Below are 17,646 nucleotides of genomic sequence, written 5' to 3'. Positions count from 1 at the left end.
TTCATGCATGCCTTCATTATAGCTTAGACCCCGTTATCCGTCCTGTTCATTGCCCGTTGACTTCCTTCGTCATTTCCTCGCCGCCGTTTTTCTTCCAGTCTTCAACAAATTGATCAAAACTGTCTACCGGCTGCTGGCCTATGATGATTTTCGTGAAGGCTTCGACCTCCATTTTGGACAGCTTAGGCGCGTATTTACCCATTCCAGGTGTAGGTACGCCCAGATATTGATTCCGGATGGCAACCTCGTTAATCTTGTTGACAATCTCATTCAGCTTAAACTCCATACCGAGCGAGTCCAGACGTTCTCTGGATACTTCAGAATCGAATGGTACAATCGCTTCTCCGAGCGTTAGCCGGTAAATATGCTTGTTGTGCTCATCAAAGTTCGTAACCACCTTCCCGTCCTCCATATTCCATACCTCGCCCTCAAATCCGAGCATGAGTGTGCGGTATCCGTCTCCGATCATGAAATCAAGCATCTTGATGACAGCCTCCGGATGTTTGCTCGTAATCGGTATCACATTAAACCCGGCAACATAGCTGTTGCCCCAGGTTCCCTGCTTCCCGTCAGGTCCGGTTGGATATTCGAGGGTAATCCACTCTGCATTGGGATCATTTTTCTGGTTGGTCAGGATCGGGCCGCGGGTATCATACCAGTTCCCGGAGAACAGGCCCACTTTGCCGCTGGCGACTTTCTCGTCAACATTAGCCATCTTATTTAAAGCCCACTCGGGATCAATCAGCTTTTCCTGATAGAGATCGGCAAGATAGCTTAGTGCTTCCTTCATTTCCGGCAGTGTGCTGGAATTCACCAGTTGCCCGTCCCGCTTAGTCCATTGGCCCCGCTGAATTCCCCATGCCCCGATAAACGGAGCTGTTCTTCCGAGGTTTTCCTGCAGGATCAGGCCAAACGTATCGTCTTTGCCGTTTCCGTCCGGATCATCCTGCGCAAAAGCGCGAATCACCTGTTTGTATTCTTCCAGCGTTGTCGGCGGTTTGAGCCCCAGACGGTCCAGCCAATCTTTGCGTGCAAACATGATTTCATTGCCCGGGATCGGGTTCAGGCTGGGAATCGCATAGATCTTTCCGTCCACAGTGACGACCTTCCAGGCTTCCTCCGGGATACTTTTCTTCAGATTCGGTCCGTATGCGTCGATTAAATCATTCAGAGGGGTAAGGGCTTTCTGCCGGACATAGCTTTCGAACCAATTGGCGTCATAGGACAGGAGCATATCCGGCAGATCATCGGAGGCCATAATCACGTTCAGGGCATCCCCGTAACCGTCCGCAGGAGGCGTGATCAGCTTGATGTCCAGGTCCGTGTTCTCGCGGATGTAATCAATATAAGGATTATTGTTCTCGTCCATGCCCGGCGGGAACTTCCGTCCGGCATTGCTTAATACGATATCAATGGCCTGGCGTTCTTCCTTCCCTTCGGCTCCTTCCTCCTTCGTGCCGGATGAACACGCAGACACCAGCAGCATGGAGGTCACCGCCAGGATGGATACGGATCTTTTTACGAAGATTGAGACTTTCATATAACAATCCCCTCTCTTTTTTCATGTTACATGCAGTTCTAGCCTTTTACCGATCCAAGCATAATCCCTTTGACAAAATGCTTCTGCAGAAACGGATACACGATCAGGATCGGAACCGTGCTGGCAATCAGCGCCGCAGCCTTCAAGGACTCCAAGGCCAGCAGGGTGCTGTCGATATTGGCGGCGTACCCGTTGTTATTGCTGATGTTCGATTGATTGAACATGATCAGCTCACGCAGATACACCTGCAGCGGGAAAAGATTCCGGTCCGTCACATACAGGACGGTATCAAAGAAGGCGTTCCAATGTCCGACGGCATGGAATAAGGTAATCGTTGCAATGACCGGCATGGATAACGGAACGACAATCCGGATGAGCGTTCCGATATTGGAGGAGCCGTCAATCTTGGCTGATTCCTCCAATTCGGGCGGCACGCCTTGAAAGAAATTTCTCATAATAATAACATTGAACGCGCTAACCGCTCCAGGAATGATATAGACCCAGAAGGAATTCAGCAGCCCGGTCGCTTTCACGACCAGAAAGGTTGGAATCATGCCCCCGTTAAACAGCATCGTGAACACAATCAGGAACATGATGGCTGATCGTCCTTTAATATAAGCCTTGGACAGCGGATAGGCCAGCATACAAGTGATGACCACATTCAACAGCGTGCCGATGACCGTGCGCAGTAAACTGACCTTGAAGGCATTCACAAAGGCCTGTTCGCTCAATACCTTCACATACGCTTCGAAACTGAAATCCACCGGCCATAAAGTCACCCTGCCGGATGTTATCGCCTGATGACTGCTGAAAGACTGGGCCACGATATGCAGGAATGGGAGAAGCGCAAGCAATGCAATGAAACCCAGGGCCAGGTAATTAAGCCTCGATGCCAGATGTTCCCCCCTAGTAAGTCTCATAGATTCACCCCCTCTACCATAAGCTGTCCTGGCCAAGCTTTCTGGCGGCTTTGTTGGCGAGGACGACCAATATCAGACTGATGACCGATTTGAACAACCCGACAGCGGTAGTAAAGCTAAATTGGCCCTGCGTAATTCCAGTCCGGTATACATAAGTCTCGATAACATCGGCCACATTGTATACCAGCGGATTGTAGAGCACAAAGATCTGTTCAAACCCGACATCCAGAACGCTCCCCAAGCGCAGTACGAACAGGATCACGATGGTCCCGAGCAACGATGGCAGGGTGACGTGGATCAGTTGCTTCCATTTGCCCGCGCCGTCTACGACAGCAGCCTCGTAGATTTGTGGATCGATTGATGCCAGCGCAGCCAGATAGATGATGGCCCCCCATCCCGCTTCTTTCCAGATATCGCTGACCACAAGCACCGTTCTGAACCATTCCTGACTGCCCAGGAAGAAGATCGGCTCCAAACCGAGCATACCCAGAAACTGATTGACGATCCCCGTTGCCGGGGACAGCACGTTGATAAGAATGCCTCCGATGATGACCCAGGACAGAAAATGCGGTAAATAGACAAGCGTCTGGACCCCGCGCTTATACAGCATGTGCCGGACTTCATTCAGCATCAAGGCCAGGATGATCGGACCCGGAAATCCCCAGATCAGCTTGTACAAACTGATCAGCAGCGTATTTTTGAATACCGTGTAAAACTCGCTGTCTGTAAACATATTTTTAAAATGCGCAAGTCCCACCCATTCGCTGCCGCGGATGCCGGCAAAGGCGCTGAAATCCTGAAAGGCAACGATGATGCCCCCCATTGGCACATATTTAAAAATGATAAAATACGCGAGTCCCGGCAGCATAATCAGGTATAAGTCCCAGTACTTTTTCAAGGCCTGAAACCGCTCCGGCTTTACCGTACGAAGGGGATGGTTCTCGGGCTGCCGATCCGCCGCTGCCAAATCTGAATCCATAGGATACCTCCTTTACCCTTAGTCATTATGTCTTATCCGTGTGGTATTCTCATTGTACCTGCCGTTTGGCATTTGCTTTAAGGCCATTTGCATGACCTTTTAGGTGAATTTCTTGACCACTTGGCCGAGAACAACAATATTCCAAACCCAAACTCACCATCTACGCTACTTTACATAAAGAAAAAAAGCTGGCGAATATGCCAGCTTCTAGTCTACCCGGTATATTTAGTCTTTCTCTTGTTCGTTCAGGCCTCTCGCCTGTTCCTCTTCCGTCCATAATTTAAGCCGAAGACTCAAGGATGGGCCGGGCGACCGGATCACGGCCAGACGGTACTCCCCGTTCCGGTTTCCGCAGTGTTCTTCCTCTATCTCGAAGCAGCAGCCGGTTGCGCTAACTGTATAGCGGAAGGGGCCCAACACGACATTTACGGCATGCCGTCCCGCCGTTATCGTGCTCCGTTCCTGTCCATTACTGCAGAACAGCGGCACGCGGTAAAGAATCGGTCCCGAATCCTGCACGGCAAGCTCAGCAACAATCTCCAAACCATCATCCGACAAAGCGTATCTTTCCGTCACCCTCTCGTCTTCCGGCAGCCCCTGCCCGCGATAGGTGATCCGGAACTCCACGCGGCCGCTGTCTTGCCGGATGACATGAAGTTCAAGCCCCAGCCCCTCGCTCAAATCTGCCAGATATACCGCTGTCCCGTCCTGCCGCTCCCAGCCAGGACCAATCGCAGCGTTCAGGGACCGGACCCCTCCGGGCAACCGGTATTCAGGCGCAGCACACAGCGGGCTGGACAAGGCCAGTTCCACGGGAACACCCTGACGGTGATATCTTCCCAGTCCCGTGGAGTCATAATGGTGATCGGCGGCAGTATCCAATTGCACGGATTGGCCTCCGGCAGAGGCAAACACTTTGTGGAAGTGCTCCGAGGTTGCCAGCACATATCCCCCGCTTTCGGCAGGACAAGGCTCTTCGGCAATATCATCGTCGGCGAACAAATAGGCCATATAAGCGAAGCTGCCTAGCGTAATCATATACTTGTCATAATACGCGTAGGATTCCGTCCCGTAACCGGAACGGATGGCGTAGTAATTTTTGATATGGCGTGGGGGCGTAATATCACGGACAAAGCGCAAGATAGCCTGCGCCGACAGTCTTGCGCTTCGTTTGAAAGCGCCAGCCAGCTTGAGCCTGCCCTGCCGCCGGTACCGCACGGCTTCAAATTCCGCGCACGCCGCCGCCAGCGCTTCATTGAACTGGAACTGGCTGCTGCGCCCTCCATAGGGAAAATGACCGGCGGCGGACTGCATGAACAAGGTCATCATTCCGCCGGCCGCCAGCTTGCGGTTCAATTCTTCATGAAACGCTCCCCGGTACCCGGCCGCGAGCATCAGCTGGATGTGGCAGCGGGCCGCCAGATCATACAACAGCGGACAGCCCGGGTCCATATACATTCCGTTCCTGTCGAATTTCTGCAGCTGCACCGGCCAATGCTCGGCCAAATAACCAGCGGCACTTGCCATTCCCTCCGTTTCGCGCAAATACTCGCCGGCCATGTTGTAAATGTTGATATTATGCAGCCGTTCAGGTCCGGAAACGGAAGCCAGCGTATAAACGTAATTGACCGCAGGCTCAATGCGGGCTAATTCATTTTTCCATTTCAGGGATTGTTCTGCGGAAACATGCGGCTTCATCGCCTTATAGGCCAGCATCAGCTCCTTGGTACTGAAATCGGCCATCTGATTGCCCGTCGTTCGCGGCAGTTCCCGGCAGCCCGTTTCCATCATGCTCTCCCATAGCGGAAAAAGCTCAAGCTTGCGTCCGCCCGCCATCAACCCTGCCAGAACAGAGACAACCCGGCAATAGGTCTGGAGATCCTCAGGACACCCCTGCGGGTCCGTCCCCCAGCTCTTGTCTGCCTGCTCCAGCCCGTATTCCTGAATCGACCCTTCCATCAGATCAAGATAGATATCCTTGGAGAAACCAGTTGGCTCGAAAGCCGCTGGCCGTTCCATCGCGTCGATATATGCAAACAGATCGGCGCCGGAAAGCGGCTGCGAATCTCTTAATGGACTCATTTCCTTTGACTCAACCCCTTGCCTGTTTCTTTGGGAGAACTAGCCCTTCAGGGAACCGATCATCACGCCTTTGACAAAATATTTCTGAATGAACGGGTACACGCATAAAATGGGAACCGTCGCCACGACAATTAGGGAGTACTTCAGCACTGCCGCCGCCTGTGCTTTGGCCACCTGCAGTTCAGGGTCCATAATCATGCTGACATCGACCTGGTTCATGATCAGAATTTCCCGCAAAATAATTTGCAGCGGGTACAGCGAGCGGTCATTCAGATACATCAAAGCATTGAAATAGGCGTTCCAGTGGCCCACCGCCGAGAACAGCGTGATGACCGCGATGACGGCTTTGGACAGCGGAAGTACGAAGGAGAAGAAAAAGCGCGCATCACTGCAGCCGTCGATGCTGGTTGCTTCGATCAGTTCTCCCGGAATGGATGACTGGATGAAGGTTCGCGCTATAATCATGTTGTACACGGAAAGCGCGCCCGGAAGCACCATCGCCCACATGGTGTTGATCAGATGGAGGTCTTTCATTAGTATATAGAACGGAATCAGGCCGCCGCTGAAAAACATCGTGAACGTGAACAGAAACATAAAGCCGCCTCTGCCCTTCAGCCCTGGTCTGGAAAGCGCGTAGGCGCAGGTCATAACGACAGTGACATTCACCAGCGTTCCCAGAATGGTATACAGAAACGTGTTGCCGTATGCTCTGACGATATCCTTGTTTTTGAATACAGCTTCATAACCTTCCAGACTGAAATCGACAGGCCAGAGCAGAACCTGGCCGGACGATACGGCATTGCCGGAAGAGAAGGAAGCCGACAGCACGTAAATAAGCGGATAGGACACAGCGATTAAGATAAAAGTCAAAATAAAGCCGGAAATAATGTAGTACATTTTATCGGAAGTTGGATGCGTTGAAAATTTGGTCTGGCCCATTGCCGGTCCCCTCCTTACCATAGGCTGGTATCGCTGAATTTCTTGGCGGCGTAGTTCACCATAATCAACAGCACAAAGTTGATGAGTGAATTGAACAACCCAATCGCAGTCGCAAACGAGAAATCGCCTGAGCCGATAGTCAACCCTACCTTATATACATAAGTGGAGATAACTTCGCTTTTCGAAATATTCAATTCATTCTGCATGAGGAACACCTTCTCAAATCCAACCTCCATGATATTGCCGACCGCAAGGATCAGCATGATGGTAGCCGTAGGCAAAATGGACGGAAAATCGATATGCCGCACGCGCTGCAGACGCGAAGCGCCGTCGATTTGAGCGGCCTCGTGCAAATGCTCATCAACGGATGATAAGGCGGCGATGTAAATGATGCTGCTCCAGCCGATGCCCTGCCATATGCCGGACCAGACATACAAGTGCTGGAAAGCGCCCGGATTGGCGAAAGCGTCCGCCAGTAATTCACCGCTAAAGAACGTATACAGCGCTCCAAAAGCACCTGTGCGCGGATTGAATAGCTGAACCAGCATGCCGACGATGACAACCGTTGAAATAAAATGCGGCATATAAGAAACGGATTGTACGAGTTTTTTAAATTTCTGCCCCGTAAATGAATTAAGCACCAGGGCAAACAGAATCGGCAACGGAAAGGAAATCAGCAAACTGTATACGGACAGGCTAATGGTGTTCCAAATAAGGGTTGTAAACTGATAGGAATCGAAGAACCGCCTAAAATTGTCCAATCCGATCCATTCACTGCCCCAGATTCCCAGATTGAAATTGAAGTTTTTAAAGGCAATCTGAACGCCTGCCATTGGCACATAAGCAAAAATGATGATGTACACGGTGGCCGGAATGAGAAACAGGTACAGCTGCCAGCTCGGAAAAACTTCTTTTTTCAGCCAATTAAATATAGATGCCCGCATGGCTACTTCGACCGATCATAGGCGGCTTGAGTGACTTCCAAATATTGCTCAATCCCCATTTTATTCAGTTCGGCAATATAATCGTCCCACTGGGACAGCGGACGGTTGCCAGTGATGAAGGCAACGGCACTTTCGTTGACGTAGTTGTCGATCGCCGTTTTGCTGTTGGCGATTTGCTTCAACTCTTCCGGCAGATAGCTCAGCTTGACGATGACTTCTTCCGGGAAAGCCGGTACATACCCTTCTTCAAATGCAGGTCTCCAGTTGGGCAGTGCATCGTCCGCATCCTTCTTGAGATTGGATACCGTTTTCCCCAGTTCCAGCGAACGGTAAGCGGGATTAGCATCGTTCCAGTGTTTATTTTGCGGGTTGTTCCAAATGGATGGATTCAGTTCAGCAACGGCTGCAGGCACTCCTTCCAATTCTTCAAACGGGCCGACATACTCGGCGACAACGACTGGATCATCGCTCCAGTCGACGCCCTTCTCGCCGTAACGGCTGACGATAGACAGCTCAGGGTTTAGCATATAATCGCCGACCTTGAAGGCAAGCTCCGGATCCTTCGCGTCCTTCGTGATGAACCACAACTGGGTTGGCAGAGAGGGACTGTACGGAGTCGCCGCCAGGCTGGAAGGACCTTTGACCGGCGGCAGCAGCGTCATTTTATTTTCCAGTTCCGGACCGAATGTACTGTAGCTGCCGGCCGTAACAACACCAGCCATGCCTCCTGGTACGTTGATAAGCGCCTTCATCTGGGTTTCGTCCTGGGTGAAGGACAAGGGTGAGAACAGGCCGTCTTTAACCAGCTTGTTCATATACTCCAGTCCTTCCTTCCATTCTGGCTGAGTGAAAGCCGGGAAGATCCGGCCATCTTTCACATTCATGTAGCTCTTGCCCGGATCTGCATAAATAAAGGCATTCATTAAATAGATGCGAGGGTTCTGCGACCAGCCGTTCAGCGAGCCGACAAAACCAACTTCGTCCTTCTTGCCGTTTCCGTTCGGGTCCTGCTCTACAAACGCTTTCAGGACATTGTACAGGTCATCTGTCGTTTTCGGCATTTCCAGATTCAATTTCTCCAGCCATTCGCTGTTGATCCAGGCACGGTTGGAGCCTTCATTCCATTTTTGCGGGGAGTATCTGGGTAGTGCGTACACCTTGCCATCTGGCAGCTTCATCGAACTGCGAACGAATTCTTTATCTGGTATTTTATTGAAATTGACAGCGAGCTCCGGATCATTCAAATAATCGTCCTGGGGGATGAACACGCCTTTGGCAGCATAATCGAAGACCGTCGATTCATTTAAATAAATGTTGACGACATCCGGCAGTTCCGCTCCTGAGGAGACCATCAGCGAAAGCTTGGTCAACGCTTCTTCCGCTTGGCTGGGCAGCTCCAGAAACTTGAGATCGACGTTCATCGCATCTTCCACAAGCTTCGTATAATGGTTCGTTTCATAGTCCTCTACATTCGGATTAGCCTGAACGGCAACCGTAATGACAGGGCGTCCTCCCGCTCCGCTCTCGTTTGTCTGTTGATTGCCTTGCGAGCAAGCCGAGAGCAGCGCTCCAAGCATAGGAAGAACTAGCAAACCTGCCGACAGCGCCTTCCGTTCTTTTCTGATCTGTTGGGTCAAATGGTATTCCTCCCTTTTGTGATCGTGTGATCCACAATATTTTGTAATCGCTTACAGTTTGATTGTATTCCCCCTGTCTCCACCGTGAAAACCGTTACTTCTCCTATACACTGTCACCGGGTTAGATCAGAGGGGCTGGTAATTCTCTCTCCATTGTCAGTCAGTAAGATTGCTCTGGTTTTCCCGCCAAACGGTTGGCGTTACACCATGCTTTTTAGAGAAAGCCCGGTAGAATGTATTTTCGCTGCCAAAGCCGCACAGCTTCCAAATCCGATTGTTGGAATAATCAGTGGTTAAAAGCAGTTGCTCCGCGTTTAACAGCCGGATTTCTTCGATATATTTGCCCAGACTTTTACCGGTCTGCTCCTTGACAAAGGAAAAGACATATTTCTCGGAAATAAGCAGTTCACTGGCGATCCCGCCGGCAGAAAGGCCGGCATCTCCGTAATGCGCCCCGATATAATTTAAAATGTCGGACTTCAGCCTGTTGTTGTTGCTCTTCTTGTTGCCTATGACGATGTCGCATAAATCTAACGCGGTCCTCCGCAGGCGGTCAGCCAGCCGGATAATATCCTGCGACTGGTCGTAAGCCGGAATCGTCAGCGCTTGTCCATCCGGACTGCTCTTGTCTCCGCCGATCACCTTATGGGCGCTGAACACCGTCTGCCGGACAGAGAAAAAGATCTGCAGCTGCTCCTGCTCCGTTAGGGAGTAGTCGGCCAGAAGTCCAAAACAATCCTCCAATATTTGCGATACCAGGCTTGTCTCCCCAGCGATCAGGGCATCGTGCAGCTTCAGCAGCACGGCATTGTCGAAAGACGGACGAGTATCGGACTCATCAGAAGGAAGTTCAAATAGATACACCCCGCTGGCTACCTCGTTCTCATTAATACCTAGGGCGAATTTTGCTTGCTGATAAGCTGCCTTGGCCTGCTCTGGACCGGATATGATTTCGCTGACGCCGATGCTTACGGTCACCGCCAGCGACGATTCGGCATTGAGCGACCGGATAAGCTCTGACAACCGGACTTTGATATCCGAACGCCCTGCCGCATTTTCCTCTGGATCAAAAAACAGTATAAAAACCGTTTCGTTGGCATGAAAATTGAGCGCCAGCGGACGATGGCGCATGACGGCGTTAAACCGTTCCTCCAACTGCAGTCCGATATTGTGCTGCACAGCCTTGAGTCTTGCATGGGGGCCGTCCACCTTGTATACAGCTTTCACCACACAAAACCGCTCGAAGGCGGAGCCGAAATAGCTTTCCGCTTCTTCCTTTTCCCGCTCCGTAAAGGCACCCAGAATTAGCATATGCTTGGCAATAGAATATTTAATGGAATCGTTTAATGCTTCGATCCGCCCTTGCTGCTGCTCGCTCCTCGTATGAATCTCGGTAAAGGCGTTGTCAAGGTACTCGAATTCGTTGCGGAGCGTAAAGCCTCTTTGGGTCGACTTTGCCGCCGTCTCTACCAGTTTCTTCAAAGCGTTCGTCTCCCTCATCGAAAAAAGGAATGCCAGAAGCATGGTAAGTGCCATTCCCGCCACGACGTAGAGTACTACAAGTTCGAGCAAGGAATTAACGTTCTCCTCGAAAGCTCCAGCCGGGATGCCGACTACGACCTGAAGCCCCAGCTGTTCGCTTGAACGTGTAAGCAAGATATATTTGCCGCCCGAAATCTCAATTTCGGCAAGCGTCTCCGCCGTTTCTAACGGATCATCGGTTTCGTAATTATGGGAGAATAAAATACGGCCTTCGCTGCCCACAATGTAGACGAAATGATCATCCGTCTGATCGGCATACAGCAGTTTACCCACAAGGTCCTCACGGTCCATGTCGATGGCCAGAACGCTTTTTTGCTCAATCGCGTTGAAATAGGAATTGTTAATGACGGCCGTAATGCCGTCGAACGGCTTGCGGCTGTAGTAAGAAGAGAATACCTCCTTAGCCGGAAATAGCTTCATTGTGTAGTTCTCGCCGAACAGCCGGTCCTGCCACTCTTCCGCCGAGAGATTTCCGTACCGGTAGTAACGGGCATACACATCTTCATAGTCGTCCGATGAAATATAGTTGGAGATAAATACCGGATTGTCCTTGAAGCGGATATATACGTTTGAATACATATCCTGGGTCAGCGCCAGGCTTTTTAATTTGCTCTGTAACACTTTGATATCCATGTAGTATCCGCTGGACGGAACACCCTTTAGAAAAAACAAATGCATGAACGATTCCTCCTGGAGCAGCAGGCTGGTAATGGTTTGGGCCCGCAGCACCTGCTGCTCCATGGATTCCACGCCGTCAAGCAGCTTGGATTCGCTTTTATCCAGAGTCAGTTGCTTGGCTAGCGTATAGGATTTGAAATATAGCGGAATGATCATTAGCATAAGAATGGCCAATATAAGACCGTATTTCATGAAGCGTTTGCCGAAAATCAACAAGGACGTATGTCTCTTTATAAACTGAGTTACCATGATGTGCCCCCCTTGCAATAATTGAAAAATACCAGCTTCATGATTGGTGTTTCATTATAAAATACATCGTCTTATCGTGTAATCGCTTACAATAAAGGTAAGGTAGAATGTTTCAAAGTGAAACCTCCAATTTCTTATATGCACTGTCATAGAGTACGATAAGCCAGACGAACGAACGGTTTATCTTGCCGAATCGTTATCGTCCCGCGGATCACAGCATAATAAAACCGCTTGAACGTTACCCCTTACAGGACATGTGCACATCATAGCAGGACTGACGGTTAATATGAAGAATAGATGGAAAAATGCAAGGCACCTTACAAAGTCAATGTAGGGTGCCTTGCATTATTACGTATCTCCGTCACATGGTGGGTATGATACAGCTCCAGTCTTCCTCGTCCAAAGTGCCCTCAAACTGATATGCATGACGATAATAATGCTAAGCAGATAATGCCGGGCATCCATCAATATCCCGGCAGCGGAAAATCCGCTAAACAAAAGCGCCGCAACCCTATCATTCGGATTGCAGCGCTTTTGTTCTCATTCAATCATCCTACTACTAATCTTTGGCCAGCCGCGCTTCCAACTTGGAAATGAGCTGCTGCACATGTGCCCGCCATTCGTCCCAGCTTGACGATTCCCGCCACAGTTCCGCCAAATCGCCCTCACACTCCCCCTCAATGTCAGTCCAAATCACGTTCAAATGCTCCAGCAAAGCCTTCAGTGCGGAAGGATCGGCCGTAAACGCCCGTACTTGCGTCAAGGCGCGTTCTTCCTCCTCATGGTCGTAATCCAAACTGCCATTCTCTTGAAACTCGATATACAGCTCCGCGAGGGCGAGCACTGTTCCGTCATAAAGGAAATCATCCTCACCAAATTTCGCCATCAACTCACCCAAATCCAACGTGTCACGAGGAAGCAAGTCCTCGATCGCTGCCACCAGATCCAGCCCTTCATCACTTTCCAATGCATTGACTCCCCATGCTCCCATTCGATTTCCCCCTGTCACTCTCGTCTCTTCATTATATGGAGCGTGTCCAGTCCGCGTCAAATATGAGTAATCACAGCCATTTTACTTCACATTCTTAGATACGGCCTTACCACTCAGCAATGCTGCCGTCCCGGTGCCGCCATACCGGATTTCTCCAACGGTGGCCTGCCTCCGCCATCTTCCGCACATACTCCTCGTTCACTGTAATGCCAAGACCCGGTCCGGAAGGAATATGGACATGACCGTCACTGTAGGCAAAGACGGTAGGATCGGTGATATAATCCAGCAGGTCATTTCCTTGATTGTAATGGATGCCTAGGCTTTGTTCCTGAATGACTGCATTGTAAGACGTTGCATCCACCTGAAGACAGGCGGCTAGAGCGATCGGCCCAAGCGGGCAATGCGGAGCGACCGCGACATCGAACGCCTCGGCCATGGCAAATATTTTCTTGCATTCCGTGATCCCTCCTGCATGGGACAGATCGGGCTGAATAATGTCGACCACCCCATCCTTCAGCAGATTTTTAAATTCCCAGCGCGAGTACATACGCTCACCCGTGGCGATCGGAGTGCTGGTGTGATGTGCGATCTCCCGCAGTACTTCGTTGTTCTCCGGCAGCACCGGCTCTTCAATGAACATCAGACGGTAGGGGTCCAGCTCTCTGGCCAGTCCACGTGCCATCGGCTTGTGAAGCCGTCCGTGGAAATCAACCGCAATCCCGAATTCTGGTCCGCAAGCCTCCCTAATGGCAGCGACCCGCTCAACGATAGCATAAATCTTGTCATGTGTATCAATGAACTGCATCTCTTCGGAGGCGTTCATCTTAATCGCCGTGAAACCGGCAGCCTTCTTCTCCAGAGCCGCCTGGACAACATCTATTGGGCGGTCTCCGCCTACCCAGGAGTATACCCGCATGGTATTGCGGCAAGCGCCGCCCAGTAGCTGGTACACCGGTGCATTGTAGATTTTCCCTTTAATATCCCATAACGCCTGATCGATCCCGGCTATCGCGCTCATTAGAATAGCCCCGCCACGATAAAATCCTCCCCGGTACATCAACTGCCACAGGTCTTCAATCCGCTGGGGGTCCTGCCCAATCAAATAATCCATCAGCTCTTCCACTGCGGCCTGCACCGTATGCGCCTTGCCTTCGACTACCGGCTCCCCCCAGCCGGATATGCCTTCATCGGTTTCAATCTTCAGAAACAGCCAGCGGGGAGGAACGATAAAGGTCTCAAATCGGGTTATTTTCATTGGCTATTTTGCTCCTTTGGTGTTGTTCATTCTGGCCTTGCGGACTTCCTTGGCAAATTGGCGGGCCGTCTCTGTGATCTTCCCATAGTCGCCCTGCTCCACTGCTTCCCGGTCTATGAGAGCGCTTCCCAAACCGACGGCAACGGCTCCGGCAGCAATGAAGGCTCCGACATTCTCCAGCGTCACGCCTCCTGTCGGCATCATCCGGATATGACCAAGGGGCCCCTGAAGTTCCTTTATGTAGGAGGCACCCTGTGAACCGCCCGGGAACACCTTAAGCAGGTCTGCACCCGCTTCATGCCCTCTGACAGCTTCTGTGGGCGTCATGACACCTGGAATGGAGATTCGCCCGTGCTTCAAGGTCAGTCCTACAATCGCCTCATTCAAATTTGGTGAAAAAATAAAATCGGCTCCCGCGGCAATCGCCTGCTCGGCCTGCGTCAGCTTCAGTACTGTACCGGCTCCAACCAGCAGGCGATCTCCATATTTCGCCTTCATGTCCGCGATCAACCTGTACACTTCCGGGGTATCGGCTGTAATCTCCAGCGCTCCGACTCCGCCGTCTGCCAGTGCCGCGGCAATGGCATCCACCCGTTCAGGTGATGGTCTGCGAATAACAGCGACCAGTCCGGAAGTCATCAGCCGCTCAATCTGAATATCTTTGTCCATGTCCTTCCTCCTCCTTGGGAATGCCCCTCACTTACCGGATAATATCCTCCATGCCGGTTCCCCCTGCCAAGAGAAAATCCACATCCTGCCGAGTCGGGAGACCTTCCACATCGCCACTTACCCCGACAACAATGGAACCCACAGCGTTACCGCGCCGCACGGCAGAAGGCAGGTCCTGCCCCTGCAGCAAGCCGCTTATGAATCCTGCGGCAAAACCGTCTCCGGCACCCATCGGATCAATGAGATTCTTCACGGGAAACCCTGGCTCAATTCCAGAGACTCGTCCGTTACTGTAATAAGCCCCGCCCGCGCCGAGCTTGATAACGGCAGCACCTGCTCCGGATTTCAGCAATCGGTCTGCGACCTCTGCAGGATCATTACATCCTGTCAGAAATTGCCCCTCATCCATGCCGGGCAGCACGTAGTCGGCAAGAGCCGCGATTTCGTTAAGAACACGATAGGCCTCTTCTCTGTTCCACAGCTTCCAGCGGATATTGGGATCATACACAATGGCCGTACCGTGTTTTTTGGCTGCTTCGAGGGCTCGAAAGGTTAATTTCCTGCACTCCGGGCTAAGTGCCGGAGTAATTCCTGTAACATGCAGGATGCGGGCACCTCCAACATATTCCTCATTAAGCTCATCCTCTTGCATCAGGCTGGCCGCCGATTGTTTGCGATAGTAGTACACCTGTATTTGGTCCGGGGATATTTGTTCTTTGAAGAACACTCCCGTGGGCGCTTCATCGGTAACCCTGACTTCGGAAATATCAACGCCATGTCCTCTGACGAACTGCCTGATATACCGGCCAAACGGATCATTTCCGAGCTTGCTGAACCAGCCTGCGGTATGCCCCATACGGGCAAGTCCAATGGCCACATTGGTCTCAGCTCCTGCCACATGCTTGTGAAAACCATTCACATACTCCAGGGGAACCATCCGGTCCGGTGCCAGAAGTACCATGGTTTCCCCAAAGGTGACTACCTCCATTGCCCCTCCTCCTTCTGCTTCTTCACTAATAGAGTCTCTTGATAAAGATCATATCTTTATCATTAATTGTTTGATATAGATATGATCTATACGGTATGATCATATTATCTTGTTCTTTACTAGTCAATACTAAATCAATGCTCAGACTTATCTATGTATTCTCACGAAGCTCTTATGCTAAAATGATTTTATTCCAAGTCAAAGGGACGGCTAAACATGAAACAGATTAAACAAACCGCGTTTCAAGCTACAATAGAGCTTATGAAGCAGAAAATTACAGGTGGGGAATGGGCTCCGGGAGACCGGCTCCCCACTCTGCAGCAGCTAGCCGTTGACTTTTCCGTTAGCGTCACTACCGTACGTGAGGCGCTGCGAATATTAGAGAGCCAGGGGAATGTCAGCATTGAGCACGGGCGCGGGATGTATGTACGAAACGATCCGCTGCTATTGGATGATCCGGAGGTTGCCTTAGAGGAATTAGACAACATTTCGATAGTGGATCTGCTGGAAGCCAGACTGCTCATTGAGCCTGAACTTGCTGCTTTAGCCGCGAAGCGGGCCGATGAGGATCAGATCCGCCGGCTACGGGTACTGGCTGATCGTATGGTGCGGCAAATGGAGGAAGGAGGCTCATTCTTCGAGACAGACCTCGCCTTTCATCAGTTGATCGCCGAAGGGGCAGCGAATCCAGTGGTGGCGCGAATGCTCCATTCGATTCTTCCCTTGCTGGCCGAAGGACGCAAGCAGACCAATACGCTGCCCAATATGCGGACCAAGGCTTCCAATTACCATGTTCTGATTGCCATTGCCATCGAGGAACGGCAAAGCGAAACAGCACGGCAGCTAATGGAAAGCCATATTCAGAGTATGCTGACAACCCTTAAGCAGTAGATTCAAGATTGCGGCATTATCTCAATGATCTGGTCAAAGTGATCATTCGCCAGAACGCATACCGCCCTGCGGTAGGTGCCGCCTGCCATCAGCCATTCCAGCAGTGAAAGCGCATGAGGAAACGCAAGGCTTCCTGAATGACCGAGTGCCAGAGGCAGCACGTCCATTAGATTAAGCTCTCTTCTTATTTTTGCACAAACATGTTCAGCATGGGAGGTATTCACGTGATGGCAAAGGACCAGCACATCCATATCCATGAGCCAATGCCTGTTCGCTTCCATTTGGGCTATGGCTATGTCTGCCAATGATTGATTTTGATCCTCCGTCCTACTGCCCGAATAAAGAATTTTAACCTTTAGTTCTGTCTTTATCGTGCTCACCGCCTTACCCGTATTACTCGTATTTGTGCAAGGAACAGCCGTAGTAGCCCCCGAAGCCTATGGATACCGCCAAATAGAAGTCTCCCCTATTCAAAGAGCCGGTCCTGACCGCCTCATTTACGTTAAGCAGAATGTCCGTATTATGGAGATGCCCCGCATCTTCAAGCGTAGAGGCATAAAATTTGTCTAATGGGCAGCCGAGCGCCCGGGCAAGAGTACTCCAGGTGCGCAGCCCCAGATTGGAGCAGAAAATAAGGCTTATCTCGTTCATAACCATTCCCGATTCGCGTAAAACCTGATTCACAACCTGCCGGACAGCTAAATAAAAGGTTGAAAAGTACATTTTGACTCGTTCAGGACTACGATCGTAAACGAACCCATCCACTTTAAGCCTGGCAATTAGAGTCTGCTGCCCTCGGGCTGCAGGTTTACGATATAGAGCAGCGCTTGCCGCATCCCCGTAAAGCATATAGGAATCGCTGCGGTGATGCGAAATGTTCGCTTGATCTGCCGTAACAAACAATACAGCATTGTCGCTTTGGCCTTCACCGGCGAAATAAGCCTTCGTTAAATAAAGCGACAAGTGAATGGTGGAGCAGCCGTATTCCTCCAGCTGAATAACCGGCGTTGTACCATAGTCAAACTCGCGGAGCAGCTTGGAGAACAAGCTCTGTGCTTGCACTCCGGCGCTCGTGACAGATGCGAAGAGAATAGCCGAGAGCGGTATGCCATCTCGTCTTATCCGGCTTAGAATGGGGGCGCATACCTCATATATCATTTGCTCCAGACTTTCACTCTGCTCGATGGGGACATACCCAAAGCCGCTGTCTCTGTACTCCGCTGCGCTTAAGCGGAAAGAAACGCCATCGTCATTTATTTCCTGGATAACCTGATCGACTGGAGCCCGGAACGAAGGAATATACACACTAGAATCAGTAATGGTCAAAAAGGGAGCCGTCATT

The 17,646-nt window shown here is 51.0% G+C and carries 15 protein-coding genes; 1 reads left to right on the top strand and 14 read right to left on the bottom strand.

Annotation, left to right across the window (positions count from 1 at the left end; translation table 11 throughout):
- Positions 1–46 precede the first annotated feature (46 nt).
- From KDC22_RS17545 to KDC22_RS17490, 12 genes are all read right to left on the bottom strand, one after another.
- Complete coding sequence (locus KDC22_RS17545; RefSeq protein WP_173137125.1) at positions 47–1,540, bottom strand: extracellular solute-binding protein; 1,494 nt, start codon at positions 1,538–1,540, stop codon at positions 47–49.
- Between the two features lie 38 nt (positions 1,541–1,578).
- Entirely contained in the window at positions 1,579–2,460 is an 882-nt protein-coding gene (locus KDC22_RS17540) for a carbohydrate ABC transporter permease (protein WP_173137127.1), read from the bottom strand.
- Positions 2,461–2,473: 13 nt separating this feature from the next.
- Entirely contained in the window at positions 2,474–3,439 is a 966-nt protein-coding gene (locus tag KDC22_RS17535; protein ID WP_173137129.1) for an ABC transporter permease, read from the bottom strand.
- A gap of 225 nt (positions 3,440–3,664) precedes the next feature.
- Positions 3,665–5,521 carry a hypothetical protein gene (locus KDC22_RS17530; protein ID WP_173137130.1) on the bottom strand — a complete coding sequence of 619 codons (1,857 nt, stop codon included), beginning with the start codon at positions 5,519–5,521 and terminating at the stop codon, positions 3,665–3,667.
- Positions 5,522–5,560: 39 nt separating this feature from the next.
- Entirely contained in the window at positions 5,561–6,460 is a 900-nt protein-coding gene (locus KDC22_RS17525; protein WP_173137131.1) for a carbohydrate ABC transporter permease, read from the bottom strand.
- Positions 6,461–6,474: 14 nt separating this feature from the next.
- Positions 6,475–7,323 (bottom strand): ABC transporter permease, encoded by an 849-nt coding sequence (locus tag KDC22_RS17520; RefSeq protein WP_246552716.1) that lies wholly within the window; start codon positions 7,321–7,323, stop codon positions 6,475–6,477.
- Between the two features lie 83 nt (positions 7,324–7,406).
- Complete coding sequence (locus tag KDC22_RS17515) at positions 7,407–9,041, bottom strand: extracellular solute-binding protein (protein WP_211719836.1); 1,635 nt, start codon at positions 9,039–9,041, stop codon at positions 7,407–7,409.
- A gap of 156 nt (positions 9,042–9,197) precedes the next feature.
- On the bottom strand, positions 9,198–11,510 hold the full coding sequence (locus tag KDC22_RS17510) for a helix-turn-helix domain-containing protein (RefSeq protein WP_211719835.1): 2,313 nt from the start codon (positions 11,508–11,510) through the stop codon (positions 9,198–9,200).
- Between the two features lie 559 nt (positions 11,511–12,069).
- Positions 12,070–12,501 carry a DUF4259 domain-containing protein gene (locus KDC22_RS17505; protein WP_211719834.1) on the bottom strand — a complete coding sequence of 144 codons (432 nt, stop codon included), beginning with the start codon at positions 12,499–12,501 and terminating at the stop codon, positions 12,070–12,072.
- Positions 12,502–12,607: 106 nt separating this feature from the next.
- Positions 12,608–13,756 (bottom strand): galactonate dehydratase, encoded by a 1,149-nt coding sequence (dgoD, locus tag KDC22_RS17500; protein WP_211719833.1) that lies wholly within the window; start codon positions 13,754–13,756, stop codon positions 12,608–12,610.
- 3 nt (positions 13,757–13,759) lie between these two features.
- Positions 13,760–14,425, bottom strand: a complete 666-nt coding sequence (locus tag KDC22_RS17495; RefSeq protein ID WP_211719832.1) for a bifunctional 4-hydroxy-2-oxoglutarate aldolase/2-dehydro-3-deoxy-phosphogluconate aldolase — start codon at positions 14,423–14,425, stop codon at positions 13,760–13,762.
- Between the two features lie 31 nt (positions 14,426–14,456).
- Positions 14,457–15,413, bottom strand: coding sequence for a sugar kinase (locus tag KDC22_RS17490; protein ID WP_211719831.1), 957 nt, complete (start codon positions 15,411–15,413; stop codon positions 14,457–14,459).
- Between the two features lie 216 nt (positions 15,414–15,629).
- Between KDC22_RS17490 and KDC22_RS17485 the strand changes: the two genes are divergently transcribed.
- Positions 15,630–16,304 (top strand): FadR/GntR family transcriptional regulator, encoded by a 675-nt coding sequence (locus KDC22_RS17485; RefSeq protein ID WP_173137142.1) that lies wholly within the window; start codon positions 15,630–15,632, stop codon positions 16,302–16,304.
- Positions 16,305–16,306: 2 nt separating this feature from the next.
- Here the strand turns inward: KDC22_RS17485 and KDC22_RS17480 are convergent, their stop codons facing one another.
- The gene (locus KDC22_RS17480) at positions 16,307–16,561 is read right to left on the bottom strand and encodes a hypothetical protein (RefSeq protein WP_211719830.1); all 255 of its coding nucleotides are present in this window, start codon (positions 16,559–16,561) and stop codon (positions 16,307–16,309) included.
- Positions 16,562–16,697: 136 nt separating this feature from the next.
- Entirely contained in the window at positions 16,698–17,645 is a 948-nt protein-coding gene (locus KDC22_RS17475) for a 3-oxoacyl-[acyl-carrier-protein] synthase III C-terminal domain-containing protein (protein WP_211719829.1), read from the bottom strand.
- Position 17,646 lies beyond the last annotated feature (1 nt).

This window comes from Paenibacillus tritici, assembly GCF_018207515.1.
GTDB classification, from domain to species: Bacteria; Bacillota; Bacilli; order Paenibacillales; family Paenibacillaceae; genus Paenibacillus_AQ; species Paenibacillus_AQ tritici.
This window is presented reverse-complemented; position numbering and strand designations above follow the sequence as displayed.

Bases quoted from the DNA above. Each gene is read 5' to 3' on its own strand.
- KDC22_RS17545 (WP_173137125.1), bottom strand. From the start codon at position 1,540: ATGAAAGTCTCAATCTTCGTAAAAAGATCCGTATCCATCCTGGCGGTG.
- KDC22_RS17540 (WP_173137127.1), bottom strand. From the start codon at position 2,460: ATGAGACTTACTAGGGGGGAACATCTGGCATCGAGGCTTAATTACCTG.
- KDC22_RS17535 (WP_173137129.1), bottom strand. From the start codon at position 3,439: ATGGATTCAGATTTGGCAGCGGCGGATCGGCAGCCCGAGAACCATCCC.
- KDC22_RS17530 (WP_173137130.1), bottom strand. From the start codon at position 5,521: ATGAGTCCATTAAGAGATTCGCAGCCGCTTTCCGGCGCCGATCTGTTT.
- KDC22_RS17525 (WP_173137131.1), bottom strand. From the start codon at position 6,460: ATGGGCCAGACCAAATTTTCAACGCATCCAACTTCCGATAAAATGTAC.
- KDC22_RS17510 (WP_211719835.1), bottom strand. From the start codon at position 11,510: ATGGTAACTCAGTTTATAAAGAGACATACGTCCTTGTTGATTTTCGGC.
- KDC22_RS17505 (WP_211719834.1), bottom strand. From the start codon at position 12,501: ATGGGAGCATGGGGAGTCAATGCATTGGAAAGTGATGAAGGGCTGGAT.
- dgoD (WP_211719833.1), bottom strand. From the start codon at position 13,756: ATGAAAATAACCCGATTTGAGACCTTTATCGTTCCTCCCCGCTGGCTG.
- KDC22_RS17495 (WP_211719832.1), bottom strand. From the start codon at position 14,425: ATGGACAAAGATATTCAGATTGAGCGGCTGATGACTTCCGGACTGGTC.
- KDC22_RS17490 (WP_211719831.1), bottom strand. From the start codon at position 15,413: ATGGAGGTAGTCACCTTTGGGGAAACCATGGTACTTCTGGCACCGGAC.
- KDC22_RS17485 (WP_173137142.1), top strand. From the start codon at position 15,630: ATGAAACAGATTAAACAAACCGCGTTTCAAGCTACAATAGAGCTTATG.
- KDC22_RS17480 (WP_211719830.1), bottom strand. From the start codon at position 16,561: ATGGATATGGATGTGCTGGTCCTTTGCCATCACGTGAATACCTCCCAT.
- KDC22_RS17475 (WP_211719829.1), bottom strand. From the start codon at position 17,645: ATGACGGCTCCCTTTTTGACCATTACTGATTCTAGTGTGTATATTCCT.